At 56.5% G+C, this 21,466-nt stretch carries 21 protein-coding genes; 4 read left to right on the top strand and 17 right to left on the bottom strand.

Annotated features, from left to right (window positions below):
* Positions 1-239: 239 nt before the first annotated feature.
* A complete protein-coding gene (locus INF58_RS08980; protein WP_193527534.1) occupies positions 240-950 on the bottom strand; it encodes a DUF3053 domain-containing protein in 711 nt (236 codons plus the stop codon).
* Positions 951-1,281: 331 nt separating this feature from the next.
* Here INF58_RS08980 and INF58_RS08975 point away from each other — a divergent pair, with 331 nt between their 5' ends.
* Entirely contained in the window at positions 1,282-1,569 is a 288-nt protein-coding gene (locus INF58_RS08975) for an HTH-type transcriptional regulator (RefSeq protein WP_063452196.1), read from the top strand.
* A 38-nt stretch (positions 1,570-1,607) separates the two neighbouring features.
* Here the strand turns inward: INF58_RS08975 and INF58_RS08970 are convergent, their stop codons facing one another.
* The 3 genes from INF58_RS08970 to ubiD form a co-directional block, all read right to left on the bottom strand.
* Entirely contained in the window at positions 1,608-3,227 is a 1,620-nt protein-coding gene (locus INF58_RS08970) for an ABC-F family ATP-binding cassette domain-containing protein (protein WP_193527533.1), read from the bottom strand.
* Positions 3,228-3,444: 217 nt separating this feature from the next.
* Positions 3,445-4,146, bottom strand: a complete 702-nt coding sequence (gene fre, locus INF58_RS08965) for an NAD(P)H-flavin reductase (RefSeq protein ID WP_006812340.1) — start codon at positions 4,144-4,146, stop codon at positions 3,445-3,447.
* 39 nt (positions 4,147-4,185) lie between these two features.
* Complete coding sequence (gene ubiD / locus INF58_RS08960) at positions 4,186-5,682, bottom strand: 4-hydroxy-3-polyprenylbenzoate decarboxylase (RefSeq protein WP_193032457.1); 1,497 nt, start codon at positions 5,680-5,682, stop codon at positions 4,186-4,188.
* A gap of 169 nt (positions 5,683-5,851) precedes the next feature.
* Between ubiD and rfaH the strand changes: the two genes are divergently transcribed.
* Positions 5,852-6,343, top strand: a complete 492-nt coding sequence (rfaH, locus tag INF58_RS08955; RefSeq protein ID WP_193527541.1) for a transcription/translation regulatory transformer protein RfaH — start codon at positions 5,852-5,854, stop codon at positions 6,341-6,343.
* Here rfaH and tatD read toward each other — a convergent pair.
* From tatD to udp, 9 genes are all read right to left on the bottom strand, one after another.
* Positions 6,340-7,122 carry a 3'-5' ssDNA/RNA exonuclease TatD gene (gene tatD / locus INF58_RS08950; RefSeq protein ID WP_193527532.1) on the bottom strand — a complete coding sequence of 261 codons (783 nt, stop codon included), beginning with the start codon at positions 7,120-7,122 and terminating at the stop codon, positions 6,340-6,342. The two genes, rfaH and tatD, sit on opposite strands and share 4 nt — an antisense overlap.
* A gap of 41 nt (positions 7,123-7,163) precedes the next feature.
* Positions 7,164-7,934, bottom strand: coding sequence for a Sec-independent protein translocase subunit TatC (gene tatC / locus INF58_RS08945; protein WP_063452191.1), 771 nt, complete (start codon positions 7,932-7,934; stop codon positions 7,164-7,166).
* 2 nt (positions 7,935-7,936) lie between these two features.
* Complete coding sequence (gene tatB / locus INF58_RS08940) at positions 7,937-8,479, bottom strand: Sec-independent protein translocase protein TatB (RefSeq protein WP_003860783.1); 543 nt, start codon at positions 8,477-8,479, stop codon at positions 7,937-7,939.
* 3 nt (positions 8,480-8,482) lie between these two features.
* A complete protein-coding gene (gene tatA / locus INF58_RS08935) occupies positions 8,483-8,737 on the bottom strand; it encodes a Sec-independent protein translocase subunit TatA (protein WP_063452190.1) in 255 nt (84 codons plus the stop codon).
* A 76-nt stretch (positions 8,738-8,813) separates the two neighbouring features.
* Positions 8,814-10,454, bottom strand: coding sequence for a ubiquinone biosynthesis regulatory protein kinase UbiB (gene ubiB, locus INF58_RS08930; protein WP_102749584.1), 1,641 nt, complete (start codon positions 10,452-10,454; stop codon positions 8,814-8,816).
* Positions 10,451-11,056 (bottom strand): SCP2 domain-containing protein, encoded by a 606-nt coding sequence (locus tag INF58_RS08925; RefSeq protein WP_193527531.1) that lies wholly within the window; start codon positions 11,054-11,056, stop codon positions 10,451-10,453. The genes ubiB and INF58_RS08925 overlap by 4 nt, the downstream gene beginning before the upstream one ends.
* Before the next feature lie 13 nt (positions 11,057-11,069).
* Positions 11,070-11,825, bottom strand: coding sequence for a bifunctional demethylmenaquinone methyltransferase/2-methoxy-6-polyprenyl-1,4-benzoquinol methylase UbiE (ubiE, locus tag INF58_RS08920; RefSeq protein ID WP_063452187.1), 756 nt, complete (start codon positions 11,823-11,825; stop codon positions 11,070-11,072).
* A gap of 66 nt (positions 11,826-11,891) precedes the next feature.
* Complete coding sequence (rmuC, locus tag INF58_RS08915) at positions 11,892-13,349, bottom strand: DNA recombination protein RmuC (RefSeq protein ID WP_107534432.1); 1,458 nt, start codon at positions 13,347-13,349, stop codon at positions 11,892-11,894.
* 140 nt (positions 13,350-13,489) lie between these two features.
* Positions 13,490-14,251: a uridine phosphorylase gene (udp, locus tag INF58_RS08910; RefSeq protein ID WP_045417628.1), complete on the bottom strand. Its 762-nt coding sequence runs from the start codon at positions 14,249-14,251 to the stop codon at positions 13,490-13,492.
* A 259-nt stretch (positions 14,252-14,510) separates the two neighbouring features.
* On the opposite strand from udp, the gene INF58_RS08905 reads away from it, so the two are divergent.
* The gene (locus INF58_RS08905; RefSeq protein ID WP_193527530.1) at positions 14,511-15,317 is read left to right on the top strand and encodes a dienelactone hydrolase family protein; all 807 of its coding nucleotides are present in this window, start codon (positions 14,511-14,513) and stop codon (positions 15,315-15,317) included.
* 82 nt (positions 15,318-15,399) lie between these two features.
* Here the strand turns inward: INF58_RS08905 and metE are convergent, their stop codons facing one another.
* Complete coding sequence (metE, locus tag INF58_RS08900; RefSeq protein ID WP_193527529.1) at positions 15,400-17,664, bottom strand: 5-methyltetrahydropteroyltriglutamate--homocysteine S-methyltransferase; 2,265 nt, start codon at positions 17,662-17,664, stop codon at positions 15,400-15,402.
* A 116-nt stretch (positions 17,665-17,780) separates the two neighbouring features.
* On the opposite strand from metE, the gene metR reads away from it, so the two are divergent.
* The gene (gene metR / locus INF58_RS08895) at positions 17,781-18,734 is read left to right on the top strand and encodes an HTH-type transcriptional regulator MetR (RefSeq protein WP_063868862.1); all 954 of its coding nucleotides are present in this window, start codon (positions 17,781-17,783) and stop codon (positions 18,732-18,734) included.
* Here metR and INF58_RS08890 read toward each other — a convergent pair.
* The 3 genes from INF58_RS08890 to pldB form a co-directional block, all read right to left on the bottom strand.
* Complete coding sequence (locus tag INF58_RS08890) at positions 18,622-19,521, bottom strand: carboxylate/amino acid/amine transporter (RefSeq protein ID WP_193527528.1); 900 nt, start codon at positions 19,519-19,521, stop codon at positions 18,622-18,624. The two genes, metR and INF58_RS08890, sit on opposite strands and share 113 nt — an antisense overlap.
* 82 nt (positions 19,522-19,603) lie before the next feature.
* Positions 19,604-20,404, bottom strand: coding sequence for a sugar/pyridoxal phosphate phosphatase YigL (gene yigL, locus INF58_RS08885; protein ID WP_063452181.1), 801 nt, complete (start codon positions 20,402-20,404; stop codon positions 19,604-19,606).
* A gap of 30 nt (positions 20,405-20,434) precedes the next feature.
* A complete protein-coding gene (pldB, locus tag INF58_RS08880) occupies positions 20,435-21,427 on the bottom strand; it encodes a lysophospholipase L2 (RefSeq protein ID WP_063452180.1) in 993 nt (330 codons plus the stop codon).
* Between the last annotated feature and the right edge of the window lie 39 nt (positions 21,428-21,466).

Genomic DNA, 21,466 nt, shown 5'->3' with positions numbered 1-21,466 from the left:
TACCTTATTAACAAATATATTGTGCCTTCCGGCTTGATGGATTGCGTTACAGATTTTTAAGCGATGAAGGAAGGGTCACTACGAAGGGTATCTATGGATAACAATCTGGACTGCTTTACTAAACTGCTTTAGGTCTGTGTAACAAACCGACGAACATAGTTATACCGATGTGGTAGATGAATGACAAGCGTTATTTTCATTAAGCATAAAAAAACCCCGCCAGAAGCGGGGTTTTTTTCTTATTCCGTTGCAGCGACCGCTGCGCTCCACGCCTGGCTAAAGGCCTGGTGCTGGGACGCGAGCGGCCCGATCAGCGTATTGTACTGGCTCGCCTGCTGGGAGGTCGGGAACTGAATACCGTTAGAGACGAAGCTCACCTGCGTACCCTGCTCACTGATAAAGTCACCCACCTGAACCAGCTGCTGAGTAAAGACCTGCGCTGCTGGGATCAACGGCTGCAAGGCGTTTGACGGTTTAGTCACCACTCTCTCATACACCTGGTCATAAACCGGCTTCAGATCTTCGCCCTGCTTCAACGCGGAACGCGAGGCATCAGCCTGCATTTTGGCATTTTGCAGCTGCTGACTCAGCACCCCGAGCGCGCCATTGGACTGGCGCAGCGGTTCACGCTGGGTCACATAATCCTGCGGAACGCGGATGGCGTTCACGCTATCCACTACCGGGCGGATACCGGAATCCATCGCCTGGCTTACCTGCTGTGAATAGCCATACAGAATGGCGTAATCCGACACGAATGGACCAAACTGTTTTTTCTGATCCGCAGTCAGCGTTGGTAAACGCTCGCCGCTACGCATCACTGTATTCTGTAGAAAATCGATAAACGCTTTGCGCTGATCGCCTTCTTTATCGAAACACCCACTCAGGCTAACAACCATCAACAACGCCGCAATAGGCGCAAACCAGCGAGAGCAGGACTTTCCTGTCGCCATTTTATTACTCCTTTCACCCAAAAAAGCGCACACCGGCACACGCGTGCCCAACGCTGACAAGGATAGTCCAGGTCAGCCTTGCAAGATAGAGTTTTCATGCAAAACGGGTATTCCCGTTTTTGTACTGACTATTTACAAAAAAATACCTGTTCATTCCTACATATGACTAATCAGGTAATTAGCATAACTATCCATATAGCTGAAACGGGTAAAGCGATCGTGATCGCACAATTAATCACAGCCGTGACGATCCTGTGTTTGGTTTAGGGACTATTCTTAACATGCTCTCTGATGTTCATGATCCCGATGTGTGATTTATGAGGAGTTCTCAATGGAATTAAAAGATCCTGAGTTTGAGCTGCTGAGCAGCCTGGAACAGATTATTTTTAAAGATGTACCGCCGACGATTACCCTGAATCAAAAGTCCAATCCTTTTAGTGAATTTGAGCGTTTACGTAAAGGGTCGGGCCTGAAAACAGATGAATTCGCAAGAGCGATGGGTGTCAGCGTAGCGATGGTGCTGGAGTGGGAGTCAAAACGTGAAAAACCTACCCCAGCCGAGCTAAAGCTGATGCGCCTGATCCAGGCAAACCCTGACCTTCGCAAGCAGTTAGCCTGATTAAGTTTGTTTGCCCCCGCCCTTGCGGGGGCTTGTGTTTACAGCCTTTCACATCGCCATCCCGACTTTTCCCACACCAGCTCATGCGTCAGCTTTAATCCTGCCAAAAACGCTTCATCATGGGACACTACCAGCAGCGCGCCGGGGAAATCGGCCAGGGCCGCTTCAATGGCCTGCACGGAGGCCAGATCGAGGTGATTGGTCGGTTCATCCAGCAGCAACAGCTGCGCCGCCTCTTCACGCCACAGCGCGCAGGCCAGCGCGGCCTTCAGGCGCTCGCCGCCGCTTAGCGCGGCCAGAGGCAGCGTCACTTTCTCCGCGCCCAGCTGAAGCTGCGCTAAACGGGTACGCAGCGCCCCCTCTTCGAGCGGCGTATTGCTAAGGCTGAGGTGCGTCATTACCGACTGAGACAGATCCAGCCGGGAAAGATGCTGATCGAGACAGGCGTGCCTGACGGAGACCTTACAGGTTCCCGCAACAGGGGCGGTTTCGCCCAGGATCACTTTCAACAGCGTGGATTTTCCACAGCCGTTCGGCCCGCGTAGCGCCACACGCATCGGGCCATCCATTCGCCAGCCGATCGGGAGGACAGGCACGTGCGGAAGCACCAGTTCTTCCAGCACCAGCACCTGTTTCCCTTCCGGAATTTGACTGCCCGGCAGGGTAAACATCACCGCGTTATCCTCTTCAACCCGCTCGCGTGCCTGGTTAACCGCAGCGTTCAGGGCATGATTTTGATCGCTATGCTGTTTTTTCCAGGAACCAATACGCTCTTTCGCCGCTGCTTTGTATTTGACCCGTTCAAACGAGGCAATGTTAAGACTGTCGACCTTACGAAGCGTTTTGGTTGAACGCCGCTGGCTGTCGTCATGCTCTTTATGCATGCGGGCTCGGGTACGTTTGCGCTCGGTGGCAGCATGCTCCAGCGCGGCGCGGGCGGCCTGCTGCTCGGCATCACGCTGGGTTCGATAGTCAGCATAATTCCCGCCGTAGCTGCGCAAGCCCGAAGCACTCAGTTCAAGTATACGCGGCACCTGCGCCAGCAATTCCCGATCGTGAGAGGCCACCAGCACCCCGCCCTGATACCGGGCAAGCTGCTCGTAGAACCACATGCGGCCTTGCCTGTCGAGGTGGTTGGTCGGTTCGTCCAGCAACAGGTAATTAGCATCTGCGGTGAATGCATCGCACAGCAAGGCACGAATGCGCTCGCCACCGCTCAGCTCTGCTGCGGGTTTATTCGGGTCAAAAGGTGGAAGCGAGGCCGCGATAAAAGCCTGGCTCAGCCGTTCAGCCAGATCCCAGTGGCCGTCGAGCGTGTCCAGATCGTCGGGTTTATAATGACCGCTGTCGATGCGCGTGCGCGCCGCAAAGATCGCGTCGTAGCCAAGCAGTTCGGCAAGCGTGGTATTAGCAGAAATATCCTGCTGCTGCGCCACACAGGCGTGTGTAGCAAAGCGCTCAATGTGACCGCTGGCGGGCTCATCAATACCTGCCAGCAGCCGCAGCAGGCGCGTTTTGCCGCTGCCGTTGCGGCCAACCAGCGCGCACGCTGACGCATCAAGAGAAAGAGACAGAGGACCAAAAAGGATATCGCCCGTCGCAAACTGACAGGTGACCTGATGCAAAATAAAAGAGGGGGACTGCGCAAAATGAGCCATAAGCACTCCTGAATGAAATCAAAACATCCCCTGCCGACGCGGTGCGTTTAGCAAGGATCGAAATTCATCAGTCGTGTTTGTTCATTTTTGGTGGGCGCTCCTGAGGGCGAAAGTTAACGGGAACAAGAATAACGGCAATGCACCGCCCGTTTCAAGGTTAAATTTTCACCAGCGCGATTGTCAGCGTGAAAAAAACCCGCCGAAGCGGGTCTCTCAATCAGATAAACGCAAACGCATCGCCGAACAGACGATCTTCCCGCGCGTCACGCTCGTTGCAGAACAGGTCGCGGGCAATTTTCGCCATTTCGAAGCGACCGGCGATGTAGATATCGTGCCCCGCCAGCGTCCCGTGATCCTGCAATACCGCGGTCAGCACCGTACCGCTACGCCCGCGCCAGCCCTCTTCCGGCTGCTCGACAACCGGCTCGATGCGCAGGTTTGGATGATTGACGCTCAGCGCTTCCAGCTCAGACAGATCGTAAAGATGCTTCTCTTCACGGCCGCCCCAGTAGATGGTGATATCGCGATTTGGATTACGCGCCAGCGCCGTTAACAGAATAGAGCGGACATAGGAGAAGCCCGTACCGCCGGCAATCAGGATCAGCGGACGGTCTTCGTCTTCACGCAGCCAGGCCTCACCGTGAGGAATATCGACCACGATTTCACGCTCTTTCAGGATGCGGTCCATCACGGCCATCGCGTACAGGTTAAGCTCAGACGCACCAATATGCAGCTCAATAAATTCCTGCTCTGCTGGCGTTGAGGCCATAGAGAAAGGACGCTTATCACGCTCGTCCATCACGACCATCAGGTACTGACCGGCACGGAATGAAAATGCCGCTTCAGGAACCAAACGGACGCGATATACGGTGTCGGTAATAGCATCTACCGACGTCACTTTACAGCTTAAGGTTGTCATTCGCTCTCTCTGTCGGGAAGTCTATAGGGCTAAACGGTCTTATTCTGCCTTACCGTTACTCATTATGGCCAGCTCGTCCCAGATCGCGTCAATTCGCGCGGTCACGGCAGGATCTTTTACGATCGGGCGACCCCATTCACGGTCGGTTTCGCCAGGCCATTTGTTCGTGGCATCCAGTCCCATTTTTGAGCCAAGGCCGGAAACCGGCGAGGCAAAGTCCAGATAATCAATCGGCGTGTTTTCCACTAACACTGTGTCACGCGCCGGATCCATACGCGTGGTGATGGCCCAGATCACGTCATTCCAGTCGCGGGCATTGACGTCATCATCGCAGACAATCACAAACTTGGTATACATAAACTGGCGCAGGAAAGACCATACGCCCATCATCACGCGCTTAGCGTGACCGGCATACTGCTTCTTCATCGTCACTACCGCCAGACGATACGAACACCCTTCCGGCGGCAGATAGAAATCCACTATTTCCGGGAACTGCTTTTGCAGGATCGGCACGAATACTTCGTTCAGCGCCACTCCCAGCACCGCCGGTTCGTCGGGTGGACGGCCGGTGTAGGTGGAGTGATAAATGGCATCTTCACGCTGGGTAATGTGCGTGACGGTGAATACCGGGAAGTTATCCACTTCGTTGTAATAGCCGGTGTGGTCGCCGTACGGCCCTTCGGGTGCCAGCTCGCCCTGTTCAATGTAACCTTCCAGCACGATCTCCGCGCTGGCGGGCACTTCCAGGTCATTGGAGATGCACTTCACCACTTCGGTTTTGGTGCCGCGCAGCAGCCCGGCAAAGGCATATTCAGACAGCGTATCCGGAACGGGCGTCACTGCGCCCAGAATCGTTGCCGGATCGGCACCCAGCGCGACGGATACCGGGAAGCGTTCGCCCGGACGGGCCGCGCACCACTCCTGGAAATCCAGCGCGCCGCCGCGGTGGGACAACCAGCGCATGATGAGCTTGTTCTTGCCAATCAGCTGCTGACGATAAATGCCGAGGTTTTGACGCTCTTTATGCGGCCCGCGCGTCACGGTGAGGCCCCAGGTGATCAGCGGTGCGGCATCTTCAGGCCAGCACTGCATGATCGGAATTTTGGTCAGATCAACCGCATCGCCTTCCAGCACTTTTTGCTGGCACGGCGCACCGCGCAGGCGCTTAGTTGGCATGTTCAGCACCTGCTTAAACTGCGGCAGCTTGTCGAACAGGTCGCGGAACCCTTTTGGCGGCTCCGGCTCTTTCAGAAAGGCCAGCAGTTTGCCCACTTCACGCAGCGCCGTGACATCTTCCTGCCCCATGCCCATCGCCACGCGGCGAGGTGTGCCAAACAGGTTGCACAGTACCGGCATGGCGTAGCCTTTTGGGTTTTCAAACAGCAACGCCGGGCCGCCCGCGCGCAGGGTACGGTCAGCGATCTCTGTCATTTCCAGATACGGATCAACAGGAAGCGTAATGCGTTTGAGTTCGCCCTGCTTTTCCAGCAGCGCCAGGAAGTCGCGTAGATCGTGGTATTTCATGCAGTTAATCATGGCCTCTCTGTAAGCGCTTCATTATACGGCGTAAGACCGCGTGATGCTGTAATTTTGTTAAATTAGCGTGAACTTCCACGACTTACTCTCTTTTTCGCCATTATAATCACCTTAGCGATCCCGCCAGGGTTTTGGTATGCTTGCGCCCCGAACAATGGGAAGAGTGATTATGCAGGCCTGGTATTTACTGTATTGCAAACGCGGGCAACTTCAGCGCGCGCAGGAACATCTTGAACGTCAGTCTGTTAACTGCCTGACGCCCGTGATCACGCTTGAAAAAATGCAGCGTGGAAGACGCACGACCGTCAGTGAGCCTCTGTTCCCGAACTACCTGTTCGTTGAGTTCGACCCCGAAGTGATCCACACCACGACGATCAGCGCTACCCGCGGCGTAAGCCATTTTGTGCGTTTTGGCGCCCATCCGGCAAGAGTACCGTCATCGGTTATTCATCAGCTTTCTATCTATCAGCAGCCTGACGATATTACCGATCCTGAAACCCCATACGCCGGAGACAGCGTGGTGATCACCGAAGGTGCCTTTGAAGGGTTACAGGCCATCTTCTCTGAGCCGGACGGTGAAGCGCGTTCCATGCTGCTGCTCAACCTGCTCAACAAAGAGGTGTTGCAGAGCGTTAAAAACACCGATTTCCGCAAAGTTTAGAACTGCACGCCGAACAGACGACGCACGTTATCATCGGTTTGTGCTGCCAGCCACTGCGCATCTTCTCCGCGCCAGTGCGCCACTCGCTCAGCAATATGCCCCAGATAAGCCGGTTCATTACGTCGTGATGCCGGTTTGGGCTGCATATCCCGGGGCAACAGATACGGCGCATCCGTTTCCAGCAGCAAACGATCGGCCGGGATAACGGGCAACAGCTCGCGCAACTCCAGCCCACGTCGCTCATCGCAAACCCAGCCCGTGATACCCAAATAAAGCCCGCGCTTCAGGCAATCCAGCGCCTCCTGACGGGAGCCCGTAAAGCAGTGCAATACCGCACCGGGCAGCTTCTCCAGCCAGGGTTCCAGCAGCGCCAGAAAACGTTCATGCGCATCGCGACAGTGCATAAACACCGGCATCCCCAGCTCTGCGGCCAGCGCGAGCTGGGCGGTAAATGCCCTCTCCTGGTCTTCAGGCGTCGAGAAGTTACGGTTGAAATCAAGCCCGCATTCGCCAATGGCAACCACTTCTGGCGTTTGTGCCAGACGATGAAGCACCTCAGCGCTTTCATGCGTCCACTGGCTGCTGTCATGCGGATGCACGCCGGCGGTGGACCAGCAGTGTTGATAGCGTTGCGCCAGCTGCCGTGCCTGCTCGCTCTCATGCAGGTTCGTTCCCGTCAGTAACAGGCCGTTCACGCCGGCGGCAAAGGCGCGCGCCACCACCTCATCGCGGTCTTTCGCAAACTGCGCACTGGTCAGGTTAAGCCCGATATCAAACATACGTATCCCCATATGACAACCGCCCTGACGGGCGGTTGGTTTTATTCTTTAGTGGTCTCTTCAGACGGCTCGTCTTCTTCGTCCCCGGTACGTCCCTTTCCTACGTAGAAACGTGCGAAGAACACGCCGACTTCAAACAGGCAGTACATGGGTATCGCCAGTAAGGTTTGCGAGAAGACGTCCGGTGGCGTCAACAGCATACCTACGACAAACGCACCCACCAGGATATAAGGACGCTTCTTGCGCAGGTCGTCAGGCGTGGTCACGCCCACCCAGCAGAGCAGGACAATCGCGACGGGCACCTCGAAGGCAACACCAAAGGCCATAAACAGCGCCATGACGAAGCTGAGGTAGCTGGCGATGTCCGTCGAAACCTGTACCCCTTCCGGCGCGGTATGCGTCAGGAAGCCAAAGGCCAGCGGAAAAACAACGAAGTAGGCGAACGCCATGCCGATGTAAAACAGCAGCGAGCTGGATACCAGCAGCGGAATAACCAGCTTGCGTTCATGCCTGTACAGCGCGGGCGCCACAAATGCCCAGACTTGATACAAAATGACCGGTGCAGATGCAATCAACGATACCCAGAAGGTCAGCTTGATGGGGGTAAAGAACGGCGAAGCAACGTCCGTTGCAATCATCGTCGCGCCCAGCGGCATCTGTTTAATCAGCGGCGCAGAAACCACCTGATAGATATCGTTGGCGAAATAGACCAGACATAAAAAAATGAGGAAAACCGCAATAATGCAGTTTAACAGGCGCTTACGCAGCTCAATGAGGTGCGCAATCAGCGGTTGAGTATCATCTACTGCCATGTTTACGCTTTATCACTCGACGAGGGGGATGATTCGGAAACAGGCGCGGCGGGTTTTACCTCAGCCGTTTTGACCACGGGCTCTTCCGGCGGCACCTGCTTTTTCACTTCGGGCTCCTGCGGCGATTGCTCTGGCGAAGCGGCCTGATGCTCCGCGCTGGAAGGCGTCACACCCTCGCGCTGCTCTTCGCTGCCCTTCACCACCGGATTATGGATGGTGTTTGCTTCATCGCTCGCCTTCTCAGGATCGTTAATGCTGTATGAGCGCTTCATGGATTCAGCCGCTTCGCGCAGCTCATCCATCGATGCTTTCAGCTCCGGCGTCAGGTTGTCCATGCTCGCCTTTTCAACCTTTTTCAGGCTGTCCTGAAATTCCTGAAGCTTCAATTCCTGCGCCAGCTCGTTCTGCACGGTCGTTGCCAGCGAGCGGAGCGCCCGCACCCAACCCACGACGGTTTTCACCGCAACGGGTAAACGCTGCGGCCCCAGCACGATCAGACCAATCACAAAGACCAGCAGTAACTCACCAAAACCAATGTCGAACACGAATTACACCTGCTCTTTATCGTGACGTTTGGCCTCTTCCTTTTTGGCTTCGTCCTGCTTATCGGCGATAGATTTAGCGGTAAAATCAGCATCCTGACCGGTTTTTTCCTGCTTATTCTCATCATCGCTCATGGCTTTCTTGAAGCCTTTGATTGACGCGCCCAGGTCGGAACCAATCGATCCCAGTTTTTTCGTGCCGAACAGCAGCACAACGATGACGGCAATGATCACTAACTGCCAGATACTGATACCACCCATGCGTGTTCCCCAGTGATAGATGATTAATTAGTCAGATCGCATTATACGTATGCAATCCATCGATAGCGACGCTAATTCAGCGCGTTTTTCGCCAGCCAGCAAGCCAGACAACCACGCCGGCAGCCATAATCCAGGCTGGCATCATTTCCCAGTCCGGACGATTGATCAACAGCAACGTGCCGCTTATCAGCAGCGTCGCGCCAATTCCGAAGAGATAGCGGGACTGCCCCTGACGCACGCGACTGGATTGAAGCTCGTGCGCGATTTTATCCATGCTGTGCTGAAGGTTCTTGCTCTGACGCAAACTGTCGTAAACCAGTTCAGGAATTTCAGGCATTTTTTCAATCCAGAACGGGCCTTTCTCTTTAAGCGAGCGAACCAGCGCAGGAATACCGACCTGATCCTTAATCCAGGACTCAAGGAACGGTTTCGCGGTTTTCCACAAGTCTAACTGAGGATAGAGCTGGCGGCCTACGCCCTCAACGTAAAGTAATGTTTTCTGAAGTAAAACTAATTGTGGCTGCACTTCCATATTGAAACGGCGTGCGGTGTTGAACAGGTTCAGTAAAACGTGACCGAAGGAGATCTCCGACAGCGGCTTTTCAAAAATCGGCTCGCAGACGGTGCGGATCGCAAACTCAAACTCTTCCACGTTGGTATCTGGCGGAACCCAGCCTGAATCCACATGCAGCTCGGCCACCTTACGGTAGTCGCGGTTGAAGAAAGCGATAAAGTTCTCGGCGAGATAACGCTTGTCCTCTTTATTCAGCGAGCCAACAATTCCGCAGTCGATGCCGATGTATTTCGGATCTTCCGGGTGCTCGTAGCTGACGAAAATATTGCCCGGATGCATGTCAGCGTGGAAGAAGCTGTCGCGGAAAACCTGCGTGAAGAAGACCTGCACGCCGCGCTCGGCCAGCAGCTTCATGTTGGTGCCCTGCTTTTCCAGCGCCGCCACGTCCGAGACCGGAATGCCGTAGATACGTTCCATCACCATCATGTTCTGGCTGCAATAGTCAGAGTAGACTTCAGGAACATACAGCATCGGGCTGTCTTCAAAGTTACGACGCAGCTGAATGGCGTTCGCCGATTCACGCAGCAGGTTAAGCTCATCAATCAGCGTTTTTTCGTATTCCCGCACCACTTCCAGCGGACGCAAACGGCGGCCATCCGGCAACAGACGCGGCACCCAGCGGGCCAGGCGATAGATCAGCTTCATGTCCGCTCTGATAACCGGCAGGATATCCGGGCGAATCACCTTAATGACCACCTCTTTGCCATTTTCCTTCAGGCGCGCGGTGTGAACCTGCGCAATAGACGCTGAGGCCAGAGGCTGGATGTCGAAATCATCAAACCAGGTGTCGATGGGAATATTACCCATCGCCTCTTCGATTTGTTGCTTTGCTCTCTCCCCATCAAACGGGGCGACGCGGTCCTGCAACAGCGCGAGCTGATCGGCAATCTGCGGCGGGAATAGGTCGCGACGCGTTGAGAGCATCTGCCCAAACTTGATCCAGACAGGACCGAGCTCCTGCAACGCAAGACGCAGGCGTGCGCCCAGCTCCTCATCCTTATGGCGATTCGGCATCCAGAACAGCGTGCGCCGCCAAAGCCGAAGCGGCAGAGTGATACGCATTCTGGGGATAAGCTCGTCGAGCCCGTAGCTCAAAAAGGTGCGAACGATAAAGTAGAGGCGCCGAATTTCACCAGGCGTCATTTGCCCTCCAGTTTTTCCAGCCGTTTGGTTAACGCATCAACTGCGCGCTCAACTGCCGCGGTCTCTTCAGCAAACCAGGCGACCTCTAAAGGCCCCGGCGCCATACGCCACTCTTCGGTCAGCACCTCGGCAGCATAGCGTTGTTGACGGAGCAGACCTTTGCGCAGGAAAGCGGAGCCCGTGCGCAGCGTTTTGCTTATCCCTTCGGCCGCGATGTCGCCGATATAGGGTGCCAGAAGTTCCGCCGGGTCGAATTCTGCCTGATCGCTGAGTGCAACGAAGTTCTGTACAACCTGAATATCGCCTTCGACTTCCAGCTCACCGCTGCGAATAAGCGCCGTCATCTGCTGACGGTCACGCACTTTTGGCAGTACGCTCATGTGCGTAATCACCGAGCAGTCAGCCGTGCCTTCCCATTCACCCAGAACGTCAAGCTGGCGTTCGCTGAAGACCAGCACAAGCGGCGTCGAGAACTCCTTTAATACAATACGCAGTACCTTCCCGTTAAGCCGCTGACGTGCGGTTTTCAGCGCCGGTGCGCGATACAGAAAGGCATTCAGTACATTCTCGATGCCAGCGGTGACTAAGGGTTTAATGGGCACGGGAAACCTCCACTCAGAACTTGTAACCACGATGCAGCGCGACGACACCCGCCGTCAAATTGAAGTATTCCACGTTTTCAAACTCCGCATCCTGCATCATCGCTTTCAGCGTGTCCTGATCCGGGTGCATTCGGATGGATTCGGCCAGATAACGGTAACTTTCGGCATCGTTCGCCACCAGCTCGCCAATGCGCGGCAGAACGTGGAAGGAATAGGCATCGTAAGCTTTGCTCAGCGGGTCGATAATGGGTTTTGAGAACTCGAGAACCAGCAGACGACCGCCCGGCTTCAGCACGCGGTACATGGAGCGCAGCGCTTTGTCTTTATCGGTCACGTTACGCAGACCGAAAGAGATGGTGATGCAGTCGAACGTATTGTCCGGGAACGGCAGCGCTTCGGCGTTCGCCTGAACATATTCCACGTTCCCCACCACGCCGATGTTGCGCAGCTTTTCGCGGCCCATTTTCAGCATGGAGTCGTTGATATCCGCCAGCACCACGCGGCCCGTTTCGCCTACCAGACGGGAGAATTTTGCGGTCAGATCGCCCGTGCCCCCGGCTAAATCCAGCACCGTTTGTCCACGGCGCACGCCGCTGCAATCAATAGTAAAGCGCTTCCACAAGCGATGAATGCCGAATGACATCAAATCATTCATCACATCGTACTTCGCCGCCACGGAATGAAATACGTGGGCCACCATGTCAGCTTTCTGCGCTTTGGCGACAGTCTGAAAGCCAAAGTGCGTTGTGTCTTGTGAATCGTCAACCATCTCAGAGCCTGCTAATCAGTCAAATGTTCGTGAAGTGTAACAGATTGGGCGCATTTGCCCTACGTTTCAACCACCGTGAAAGAAACGTGCCGGCTGCTCATCTGGCGATAAACTCGCCGCTAAATCGTTGTCTTCATTGCGGGAATTTTGCTCAGCGTCGCCTTCGCGCAGGCGGAACTCTTCGTCCTGAGCGGTCGCCTGCTCCACCAGTTCCGGATTAATCTCGCGCTTCACCTCCACGCCCAGGCTGCGGAACGCCTCCGCCTGTGCCAGCAAATTGCCGCGCCCGGAGGAGAGTTTTTTCATCGCCTGGCGGTAATTATCCTGGGCGCGATCCAGGCTTTGCCCCACCGAGGACATATCGTCAACGAACAGCCGCATTTTGTCGTACAGCTTGCTGGCGCGATCGGCAATCTGCTGCGCGTTACGACTTTGGTGCTCATAGCGCCACAGGTTGGCAATGGTCCGCAAAGCCACCAGCAGCGTGGTGGGGCTGACCAGCATAATGTTATTTTTCAGCGCTTCGGTAATAAGCTCAGGCTGTCTGTCGAGCGCCAGCAGGAATGCAGGCTCGACAGGAATGAACATCAGCACGTAATCCAGCGATCGCAGCCCCGGCAGCTGCTGATAATCTTTCCTGCCCAGCAGACGAATATGGTTACGCACGGAGGCGATATGCTCCTGCAACGCTGATTCTCGGGTGTAGTCATCGTCAGCGTTGAAGTAGCGCTCATAGGCGACGAGCGTCATTTTGGCGTCGATAACCACATCTTTGCCCTGAGGCAGACGCACAATCACATCCGGCTGCATTCGCGAGCGCGCGTCGTTTTCAATGCTGACCTGCGTCTCATATTCATACCCTTCGCGCAGGCCTGAGGCCTCCAGCACGCGAGTTAAGACCACTTCGCCCCAGTTTCCCTGCGCTTTGTTATCGCCTTTGAGCGCCCGCGTCAGGTTGATTGCCTCCTGCGCCATCTGCGCATTCAGCTGCTGGAGGTTACGGATCTCGTGCGCCAGGGTGTGGCGCTCGCGCGCTTCCTGTCCAAAGCTGTCCTGCACCTGACGGCGGAAACCGTCCAGCTGTTCGCGCAGCGGCGTCAGCAGGCTGTTCAGGCTCTGGCGGTTTTGTTCATCCACGCGGCGGTTGCTGTGCTCAAAAATACGGTTCGCGAGGTTTTCGAACTGCTCGCTGAGGCGCTGCTCGCTGTTGATCATCTGGCGGATTTTGTCTTCGGCGTGCAGCTGGGTGGATTCAAGACGGGTGGTCACTTCGCGGAGATCGGCCTCCAGCGAGGTATTGATGTCGCGCAGGTTACGCAGTTCGTTATTGAGCAGTTCACACTCTTCGCGCCAGTGGTCGCTCAGCGCAAGCTGCTGTTTTGTCGCGCTGAGTTCAGCCACGATCTCTTCGCGCTCTGCCAGCTGTTCGGCTTTCTGCTGCGCGTGCTGGTAGCTGGAAATGAGCCAGCCAATCCCCACGCTCGCCAGCGCCACTACCGCATAAACCAGGATTGAGATATCCACAATGCCCCCCTGCATCCACGTATAACCCGCACAAAATAGAATTGTGCTGTATAAACGTCCAGTTTGAAAGGGTTTTCCTGCGAGGCGCTACGCAAAAAATAAAGGCCGAACGCGTCGGCCTTTTATCTCAGACGAGAGGATTAGAGGAGACGGCGAGCCGCTTCAACCACAATTTTCACCGCATGACTTTCGGTCTGCTTCATGGTTTCGGCGTTCGGGATCTCCTGCTGGGTACGGTTGACGATCACGCCCGCCACCATACCGGCACGCAGACCCTGGCTTGCGCACATGGTCAGCAGCGTTGCAGATTCCATTTCATAGTTCATCACGCCCATGGACTGCCACTCTTCCATTGAGCCTTTGAAACGGCTCACTACGCGGCCAGAGAAGGTGTCGTAACGCTCCTGGCCCGGATAGAAGGTGTCGGAGGAGGCCGTCACGCCCACGTGAGTGGTTGCGCCAACGGATTTCGCCGCTTCTACCAGCGCGGTGGTGCACTCGAAGTCAGCCACTGCCGGGAATTCCATCGGTGCAAAGTGCAGGCTTGCGCCGTCCAGACGCACGGATGCCGTCGTAACCAGCACGTCGCCCACGTTGATGTGCGGCTGAATGGCGCCCGTGGTGCCGATACGCAGGAAAGTACGAATGCCCAGCTGCGCAAGCTCTTCAACGGCGATTGAGGTAGACGGACCACCGATACCGGTAGAGCACACGATCACCGCTTTGCCGTCCAGCTCTGCGCGCCAGGTGGTGAATTCGCGATGGGCTGCCAGCTTAACCGGCTTATCCATCAGCGCGGCGATCTTTTCCACACGCTCAGGATCGCCAGGGACGATAGCCAGCGTAGCCCCTTGTAAATCGTTTTTAGTGAGGCCGAGATGAAAAACATCAGACTTAGACATAGGTGACTCCTCTGTGGGTCGGTTAGTCAGAAGAAGTAAAAAGGTACTTTACAGAAGCAATGTGCATTATTTCGTGATGCATCTCACCATGAATGAAAATGATTGCAGTTAATTTCCATCAAATAGTGATTCACATCACATTAACAAGTTATATCGACGGGTGCTGCACAAAAGATAGACGCTATAAGGCACTGTGGATTGTTAACCTGGTGTCTATATTTATCTTTGCGCTAATCCATTCATTGGTACGGAGAATGCCATGACTGAAAAAACCGGTTTTGCACCTGCTGCTGCCCCGCATGCCTCAACCTTTGTCTCAACCCCTGAAGAGGCCATCACCGCAGGCGAAACGTCGATTCCCTCTCAGGGAGAGAACATGCCGGCGTACCACGCGCGGCCAAAATCCGCCGAGGGCCCGCTGCCTATCGTGATTGTGGTTCAGGAAATATTTGGCGTTCATGAACATATTCGTGACCTCTGCCGCCGCCTGGCGCTGGAGGGTTATCTGGCCGTTGCGCCAGAGCTCTATTTCCGCCAGGGCGATCCGAACGATTACAGCGACATCCCGACGCTGTTCAGCAACCTGGTCAGCAAGGTGCCGGACGCGCAGGTGCTTGCCGATCTTGACCACGTTGCCAGCTGGGCGGCGCGCAACGGCGGCGACCCGCACCGTCTGATGGTGACCGGCTTCTGCTGGGGCGGGCGCATTAGCTGGCTGTACGCCGCGCATAACCCGCAGCTGAAAGCCGCCGTAGCCTGGTACGGCAAACTGGTGGGTGAAAAGACCCTAAACTCGCCGAAGCATCCGGTTGATATTGCTACCGATCTCAATGCCCCGGTGTTAGGGCTGTATGGCGGCCAGGATACCGGCATTCCGCTTGATACCGTCGAGACCATGCGCCACGCGCTGCGGGCGGCAAACGCGAAGGCCGAAATCGTGGTGTATCCCGATGCCGGACACGCGTTTAATGCCGATTATCGTCCGAGCTATCACGCGGAATCGGCGAAAGATGGCTGGCAGAGAATGCTGGCGTGGTTTAGCCAGTACGGCGGGAAAAAAGCATAAAAAAAGCCCGGTGGCGGCTGCGCCTTACCGGGCCTACAGGCAGGCCGGGTAAGCGATAGCTCTACCCGGCAATCCAGCAACACTACGCCTGACGCAGATTCTGCGCTGCCTTCACCATATTTGCCAGCGCGGCGCGCGTCTCCGGCCAGCCGCGGGTTTTCAGGCCGCAGTCCGGGTTTACCCACAGGCGTTCCGCCGGGATGCGCTGGGCGGCTTTCCTCAGCAGCCCTTCAATCCACTCCACGCTCGGCACGTTCGGGGAGTGAATGTCATACACGCCCGGCCCAATTTCGTTCGGGTAGTCGAGCTCTTCAAACGACTCCAGCAGCTCCATGTCTGAACGCGAGGTCTCGATGGTAATGACGTCGGCGTCCAGCGCGGCAATGGAGTCCATGATGTCGTTAAATTCGCAGTAGCACATGTGGGTGTGGATCTGCGTATCATCCTTCGCAACGGCGGCGTTAATGCGGAAGGCTTCCACGCCCCACTGTAAGTACGCATCCCAGTCGCTGCGACGCAGCGGCAAACCTTCCCGCAGCGCCGGTTCGTCGATCTGAATGATGCCAATCCCCGCCGCCTCCAGATCCGCCACTTCATCGCGCAGCGCCAGCGCGATCTGTTTGGCAATCGTCTCGCGCGACACGTCTTCGCGCGGGAACGACCAGCAGAGAATGGTCACCGGGCCGGTCAGCATGCCTTTTACCGGTTTATCGGTCAGAGACTGGGCATACTTCGCCCACTCCACGGTAATCGCCGCCGGGCGGCTGACGTCACCGATCACTACCGGCGGCTTCACGCAGCGGGAGCCGTAGCTCTGCACCCAGCCGTTCTGGGTAAAGACGAAGCCGTCCAGGTGCTCACCAAAATATTCCACCATGTCGTTACGCTCGGCTTCACCGTGCACCAGCACGTCCAGCCCGAGGCGTTCCTGCTCGATAATCGCCTGCTTGATGTGTTCCGCGATGCCGGTGCGGTAATGATTCGCGTCCAGATTGCCCTTTTTGAAGTCCAGACGCAGGCCGCGGATCTCGGTAGTCTGCGGGAATGAACCGATGGTCGTGGTCGGCCACGCGGGCAGGTTGAAACGGGCGCGCTGGGCTTCGGCACGTACCTCGTACGGGCTCTGGCGCTGGCTGTCCCGGGCGGTAATGGCCGCCAGACGCTTTTCCACCGCCGGGTTGTGCACGCGAGCCGAGTGACGACGCGCCTGGATTGGGGCGCTCCAGTCGGCAATCGCCGCCGTATCGCCGCTGTTGAGCGCATCGCGCAGCAGCGCCAGCTCTTCACATTTTTGCAGGGCGAAGGCAAACCAGCTTTTCACTTCTGCGTCCAGGCGAGTCTCCACGCTCAGATCGATCGGACTGTGTAGCAGAGAACAGGACGAAGCCACCCACAGCTCGCGTTTACCGACGATGTCTTTAATTTGCGCGTATTTCTCGGTCAGATCGGCGCGCCAGACGTTACGGCCGTTAACCAGACCGGCGGAGAGCAGCCAGTCCGCAGGCAGACGCTTATGCAGCTCCGCCACCACGTCGTCTTTACCGTGAACGAGGTCCACGTGCAGGCCCTGAACCGGCAGCGCGGTAATGGTGTTGAGGTTCGGCGTCACGCCTTCGAAATAGGTGGTCAGCAGCAGCTTCACCTGGCCGGTGAGCGCGTCATACGCTGGTTTAAAGGCATCCAGCCACGCCTGCGGCAGCTCAAGCACCAGCGCGGGTTCGTCGATTTGCACCCACTGGATGCCGCGTTTGCCGAGCTCGATCAGCACCTGCTTATAGACCGGCAGAATATCGTTGAGCAGGCTGAGGCGGTCAAACGGTTCGCCTTTCACTTTGCCCAGCCACAGGTAGGTTACCGGCCCCAGCAGTATGGGCTTCACCTGATGGCCCAGCGCCAGCGCTTCGTCCACTTCATCCAGAAGCTGCGTCCAGGTCAGCGCAAACTGCTGGCCCTTAACGAACTCCGGCACCATATAGTGATAGTTGGTGTTAAACCATTTGGTCATTTCCGCCGCTGCCGCTGGCTCACCCGTTGGCGCGCGGCCACGGCCGATGCGGAACAGGGTGTCGATATCTACCGATCCATCGCTGTTCTGATGACGAGCCGGCACGTTGCCAAGCAGCAGGCTGGTGGTCAGAACATGGTCGTACCAGGCGAAATCGCCCACCGGCAGCAGGTCAACGCCCGCCTGTTTTTGCTGATCCCAGTGACGGGCGCGCAGCTCGCGGCCCACCGCCAGCAGTTCTTCACGGGTGGCGTTACCCGCCCAGTAGCTTTCTTGCGCTTTTTTCAGCTCGCGACGCAGGCCAACGCGAGGGAAACCGAGAGTGTGAGAGCGGATTGTCATGGCATACCCCTTGTAGAAATTCGTTATTTAGACGTCCAGATGTTTACACTTCTATAATTGGCAGGTACTGTATATTCCTCAAGCGCAAAATGTTCATGGCGAAGTGAAGGACTTTCATGATCGAGATAAAACACCTGAAAACGCTACAAGCGTTGCGGAACTGCGGTTCTCTTGCGGCGGCAGCGGCCACGCTGCACCAGACCCAGTCTGCCCTTTCTCACCAGTTCAGCGATCTGGAACAACGCCTCGGTTTTCGTCTTTTTGTGCGTAAGAGCCAGCCTTTGCGCTTTACGCCGCAGGGCGAAATTTTGCTTCAACTGGCGAACCAGGTGCTGCCGCAGATTGCCAGCGCGTTGCAGTCCTGCAATGAGCCGCAGCAGACCACTCTGCGCATTGCCATTGAGTGTCACAGCTGTATTCAGTGGCTGACCCCCGCGCTTGAGAACTTCCGCCAGAAGTGGCCGCAGGTGGAGATGGACTTTAAATCCGGCGTTACGTTTGATCCGCAGCCGTCGCTTCAGCAGGGTGAGCTGGATCTGGTGATGACCTCAGACATTCTGCCGCGCAGCGGCCTGCACTATTCGCCGATGTTTGATTTTGAGGTGCGTCTGGTGCTGGCCCCGGATCATCCGCTGGCCGCCAAAACGCGCATCACGCCGGAAGATCTTGCCAGCGAAACGCTGCTGATTTACCCGGTACAGCGCAGTCGTCTGGATATCTGGCGCCATTTTCTGCAACCCGCAGGCATCAGCCCTCAGCTGAAAAGCGTGGACAATACCCTGCTGCTGATCCAGATGGTGGCGGCCAGAATGGGGATCGCGGCGCTGCCGCACTGGGTGGTCGAGACGGTTGAACGCCAGGGTCTGGTGGTCACCAAAACCCTGGGTGAAGGACTGTGGAGCCGGCTGTACGCTGCCGTGCGCGACGGCGAGCAGCGTCAGCCGATTACGGAAGCGTTTATTCGCTCAGCGCGGAACCACGCGTGCGACCATCTTCCGTTTGTGCGGAGCGCGGAGCGACCCAGCGGCGATGTACCCACAGCGAAGCCAGGATCACCGTTCCCCCAATAAGGAAGCTCGGCCAGTGCGGCTGTTCCTGCCAGATGGCGAGGTTTACCAGCAGCCCCGCCGGGACGTGTACGTTGTTCATGATCCCCAGCGTTCCGGCGTCTACCTGCGTAGCGCCGTAGTTCCACATAAAGTACCCCAGCCCCGACGCCACCACGCCCAGCCAGACCAGAACGCTCCACTGCACGGTAGTGGTCGGCAGCCTTTGCGGATTGCCGAGCAGAAACCACGCCGCTACCGCGACAATCGCCGCGCCCATATAGAACCATGCAAACGCGTTATGCTGCGGCATCGGGCGGGTTTCCATCAGGCGTTTGTAACCCACCATCCCGATGGCGAAGCTGATATTGGCGAGCTGGACGAACATCAGCCCGGTCCAGAAGTGATCGCTCACCTTGTCGTAGCGAATGATCGCCGCGCCAATCACCGCCAGCGCGGCGCTCAGCAGATATCCCCAGCGCAGGCGGCGCTTGCTGAGCAGGTCGTAAATCAGCGTGATATAGAGCGGCGTCAGGACGGTAAAGAGCAAGAATTCCGAGACGGACAGGTAGACGTAGGCCCGAAAGCTGAACAGATACATGATGCCGAGCTGCATCGCGCCCACCAGCATGTACAGAAGAAGGGTTTTCAGCGATTGTCCGCGGGTGCGCAGGAACGGCAGGAATACCAGCGCCGCCAGCCCTACGCGCATCAGTACCGAGAAGTAGCTGTCGACCGATCCGGCAAGGTATTCGCCAATCAGGCTAAAGGAGAAGGCCCACAGGACAGTGGTGATAATGAGTAGCGCCACAATGCTTGTCTCTCAGAAAGAAGGACAGGCATTGTAGCGAACTCTTTAGTTGACAACTGAGCAATAAATAATCAAATGAAGATTATTCAAGGAACAGCTTGCGCAAATACTTAGGCACCGCGTTATCGGCGTTGGTGCCGATCACTTCCAGCTCCGGGTGCAGGTCTTTAAGGCGCTGGTGCGCGTTCTGCATGATGCAGCCTTTGCCCGCCATGGAGAGCATCTCGGCATCGTTCATGCCGTCGCCGAACGCGATGCAGTCTTTCAGCTCAAAGCCCAGACGTTTTGCCACCGCTTCCAGGGCGTGACCTTTGGACACGCCGCCCGCCATCACTTCCAGACAGGTCAGCGTGGAGAAACTCACGTTGACGCGGTCGCCCCAGCGGGCGTTGATCGCCTGCTCCAGCGGCAGCAGCGCTTCGTGGCTTTCGCAGGTAAAGAACACCTTGCTGATCCCCTCCGGATCCAGCAAACCCGGCTCATACAGCGAGTAGTTGAATACCGCTTCCTTGAAGAAGCGCATTTCGTCCGGGCGATGACGGTTCATAAACCATTCGTCGTCACGGTAAACGTTGGTGACGATATCCGGGTTGTTATGCACCACGCCGAACAGATCGGCGGCGATATCACGATCCAGGTTATGGGTGAAAATGAGGTTGCCGTCCGTGTCGTGTACGCGAGCACCGTTGGAGGTGATCATGTACGATTTGATTTCCAGGTTATCGCGGATCTGCCCCACGTCCACGTGGTGGCGGCCGGTGGCGAAGACAAAGTTCACGCCGCGGGCGGTAAGGAGTTTTAAGGTCTCTTTCGCGTAAGGCGACAGGGTGTGGTCGGGGGAAAGCAGCGTGCCATCTAAATCAGATGCAACAACCTGGTACATAGGGATTTAAACCTCTGGTGAAAACAGTAATCAGTTATGCCTGTTGAAAAATTCAACAATAGCGTTGAGCGCGACTGAGCGCATAGCGTCCTTTTCGAAAAGGATCTCATGGTACGCGCCGTTGATGACAAGCGGTTTACCCCCTTCACACGGGTGGCCCGCCGCGGCGCGCAGTTCACAGTATCGATCGTGCATGCGGTTATCCACCACACGCTCTTCCTCCGCCTGAATCAGAAGCGTCGGCGTGTCATCATCCCCCACGCCCGCCAGCACCTGCTCACCGGCGTGAATGCCTTCCCGCACCCAGTGCCAGGTCGGGCCACCGACGCGTAAGCGTGGCTCATCGGCATAAAAGCGCAGGTTGCGGCGATAGCGCTGCCGGCTGTGGGTTAACACGTTGATGGCAAACGGCAGCGCCCGCCAGCGCCCTGTCCCGATGGCATAATTTTCCCGAATACGCTGATGGCCCTCAGCCCAGTCGAGAAGATGGCGTACCATCCAGTCAGGGAAGCGAATCACAATGCCATACATCGGCGCGGTAAGCGCGATGGCATCGCACTGGTGATCGTAGCGCTGCAAAAACAGCGTGGAAATGGCACCGCCCATGGAGTGCGCCAGTATATAGCGCTTGCGCCACGGGCCTGGCTGCACTTCCTGCTCCCAGAACGCGGCGAAATCGTCGACGTAATCGCTGAAGTTATCCACGTGGCCGCGATGGGTATCCGGCAGCAACCGGCCTGAAAGCCCCTGCCCGCGATGGTCGATAATTAATACGTCGAAGCCCAGATGGAACAGGTCATACGCCAGCTCGGCATATTTGACGTAACTTTCGATACGGCCGGGGCAGACCACAATCACCCGGTCATTTTTTTCATCACGGAAACGAACGAAGCGTACCGGGATCCCTCCGACGCCCGTAAATTCATCTTCCTCTCGCTGGCGCCAGAAATCGCTCAGCGGCCCCATGGAGAAAGCCGCAAATGCGTTTTCTCGTGTTTCCCAGTCCTTTTTCTGCTGAAACATTGGGTTTCCACCCCCCGTAATCCAGGGAATATAGTTTTT

Source organism: Enterobacter cloacae complex sp. P24RS, from assembly GCF_014982165.1.
Lineage (GTDB): Bacteria > Pseudomonadota > Gammaproteobacteria > Enterobacterales > Enterobacteriaceae > Enterobacter > Enterobacter quasihormaechei.
Note: the sequence above shows the minus strand (reverse complement) of the source record. Positions and strands in the feature narration are given on the sequence as shown.

Bases quoted from the DNA above. Each gene is read 5' to 3' on its own strand.
- INF58_RS08980 (WP_193527534.1), bottom strand. From the start codon at position 950: ATGGCGACAGGAAAGTCCTGCTCTCGCTGGTTTGCGCCTATTGCGGCG.
- INF58_RS08975 (WP_063452196.1), top strand. From the start codon at position 1,282: ATGGAATTAAAAGATCCTGAGTTTGAGCTGCTGAGCAGCCTGGAACAG.
- INF58_RS08970 (WP_193527533.1), bottom strand. From the start codon at position 3,227: ATGGCTCATTTTGCGCAGTCCCCCTCTTTTATTTTGCATCAGGTCACC.
- fre (WP_006812340.1), bottom strand. From the start codon at position 4,146: ATGACAACCTTAAGCTGTAAAGTGACGTCGGTAGATGCTATTACCGAC.
- ubiD (WP_193032457.1), bottom strand. From the start codon at position 5,682: ATGATTAACTGCATGAAATACCACGATCTACGCGACTTCCTGGCGCTG.
- rfaH (WP_193527541.1), top strand. From the start codon at position 5,852: ATGCAGGCCTGGTATTTACTGTATTGCAAACGCGGGCAACTTCAGCGC.
- tatD (WP_193527532.1), bottom strand. From the start codon at position 7,122: ATGTTTGATATCGGGCTTAACCTGACCAGTGCGCAGTTTGCGAAAGAC.
- tatC (WP_063452191.1), bottom strand. From the start codon at position 7,934: ATGGCAGTAGATGATACTCAACCGCTGATTGCGCACCTCATTGAGCTG.
- tatA (WP_063452190.1), bottom strand. From the start codon at position 8,737: ATGGGTGGTATCAGTATCTGGCAGTTAGTGATCATTGCCGTCATCGTT.
- ubiB (WP_102749584.1), bottom strand. From the start codon at position 10,454: ATGACGCCTGGTGAAATTCGGCGCCTCTACTTTATCGTTCGCACCTTT.
- ubiE (WP_063452187.1), bottom strand. From the start codon at position 11,825: ATGGTTGACGATTCACAAGACACAACGCACTTTGGCTTTCAGACTGTC.
- udp (WP_045417628.1), bottom strand. From the start codon at position 14,251: ATGTCTAAGTCTGATGTTTTTCATCTCGGCCTCACTAAAAACGATTTA.
- INF58_RS08905 (WP_193527530.1), top strand. From the start codon at position 14,511: ATGACTGAAAAAACCGGTTTTGCACCTGCTGCTGCCCCGCATGCCTCA.
- metE (WP_193527529.1), bottom strand. From the start codon at position 17,664: ATGACAATCCGCTCTCACACTCTCGGTTTCCCTCGCGTTGGCCTGCGT.
- metR (WP_063868862.1), top strand. From the start codon at position 17,781: ATGATCGAGATAAAACACCTGAAAACGCTACAAGCGTTGCGGAACTGC.
- yigL (WP_063452181.1), bottom strand. From the start codon at position 20,404: ATGTACCAGGTTGTTGCATCTGATTTAGATGGCACGCTGCTTTCCCCC.
- pldB (WP_063452180.1), bottom strand. From the start codon at position 21,427: ATGTTTCAGCAGAAAAAGGACTGGGAAACACGAGAAAACGCATTTGCG.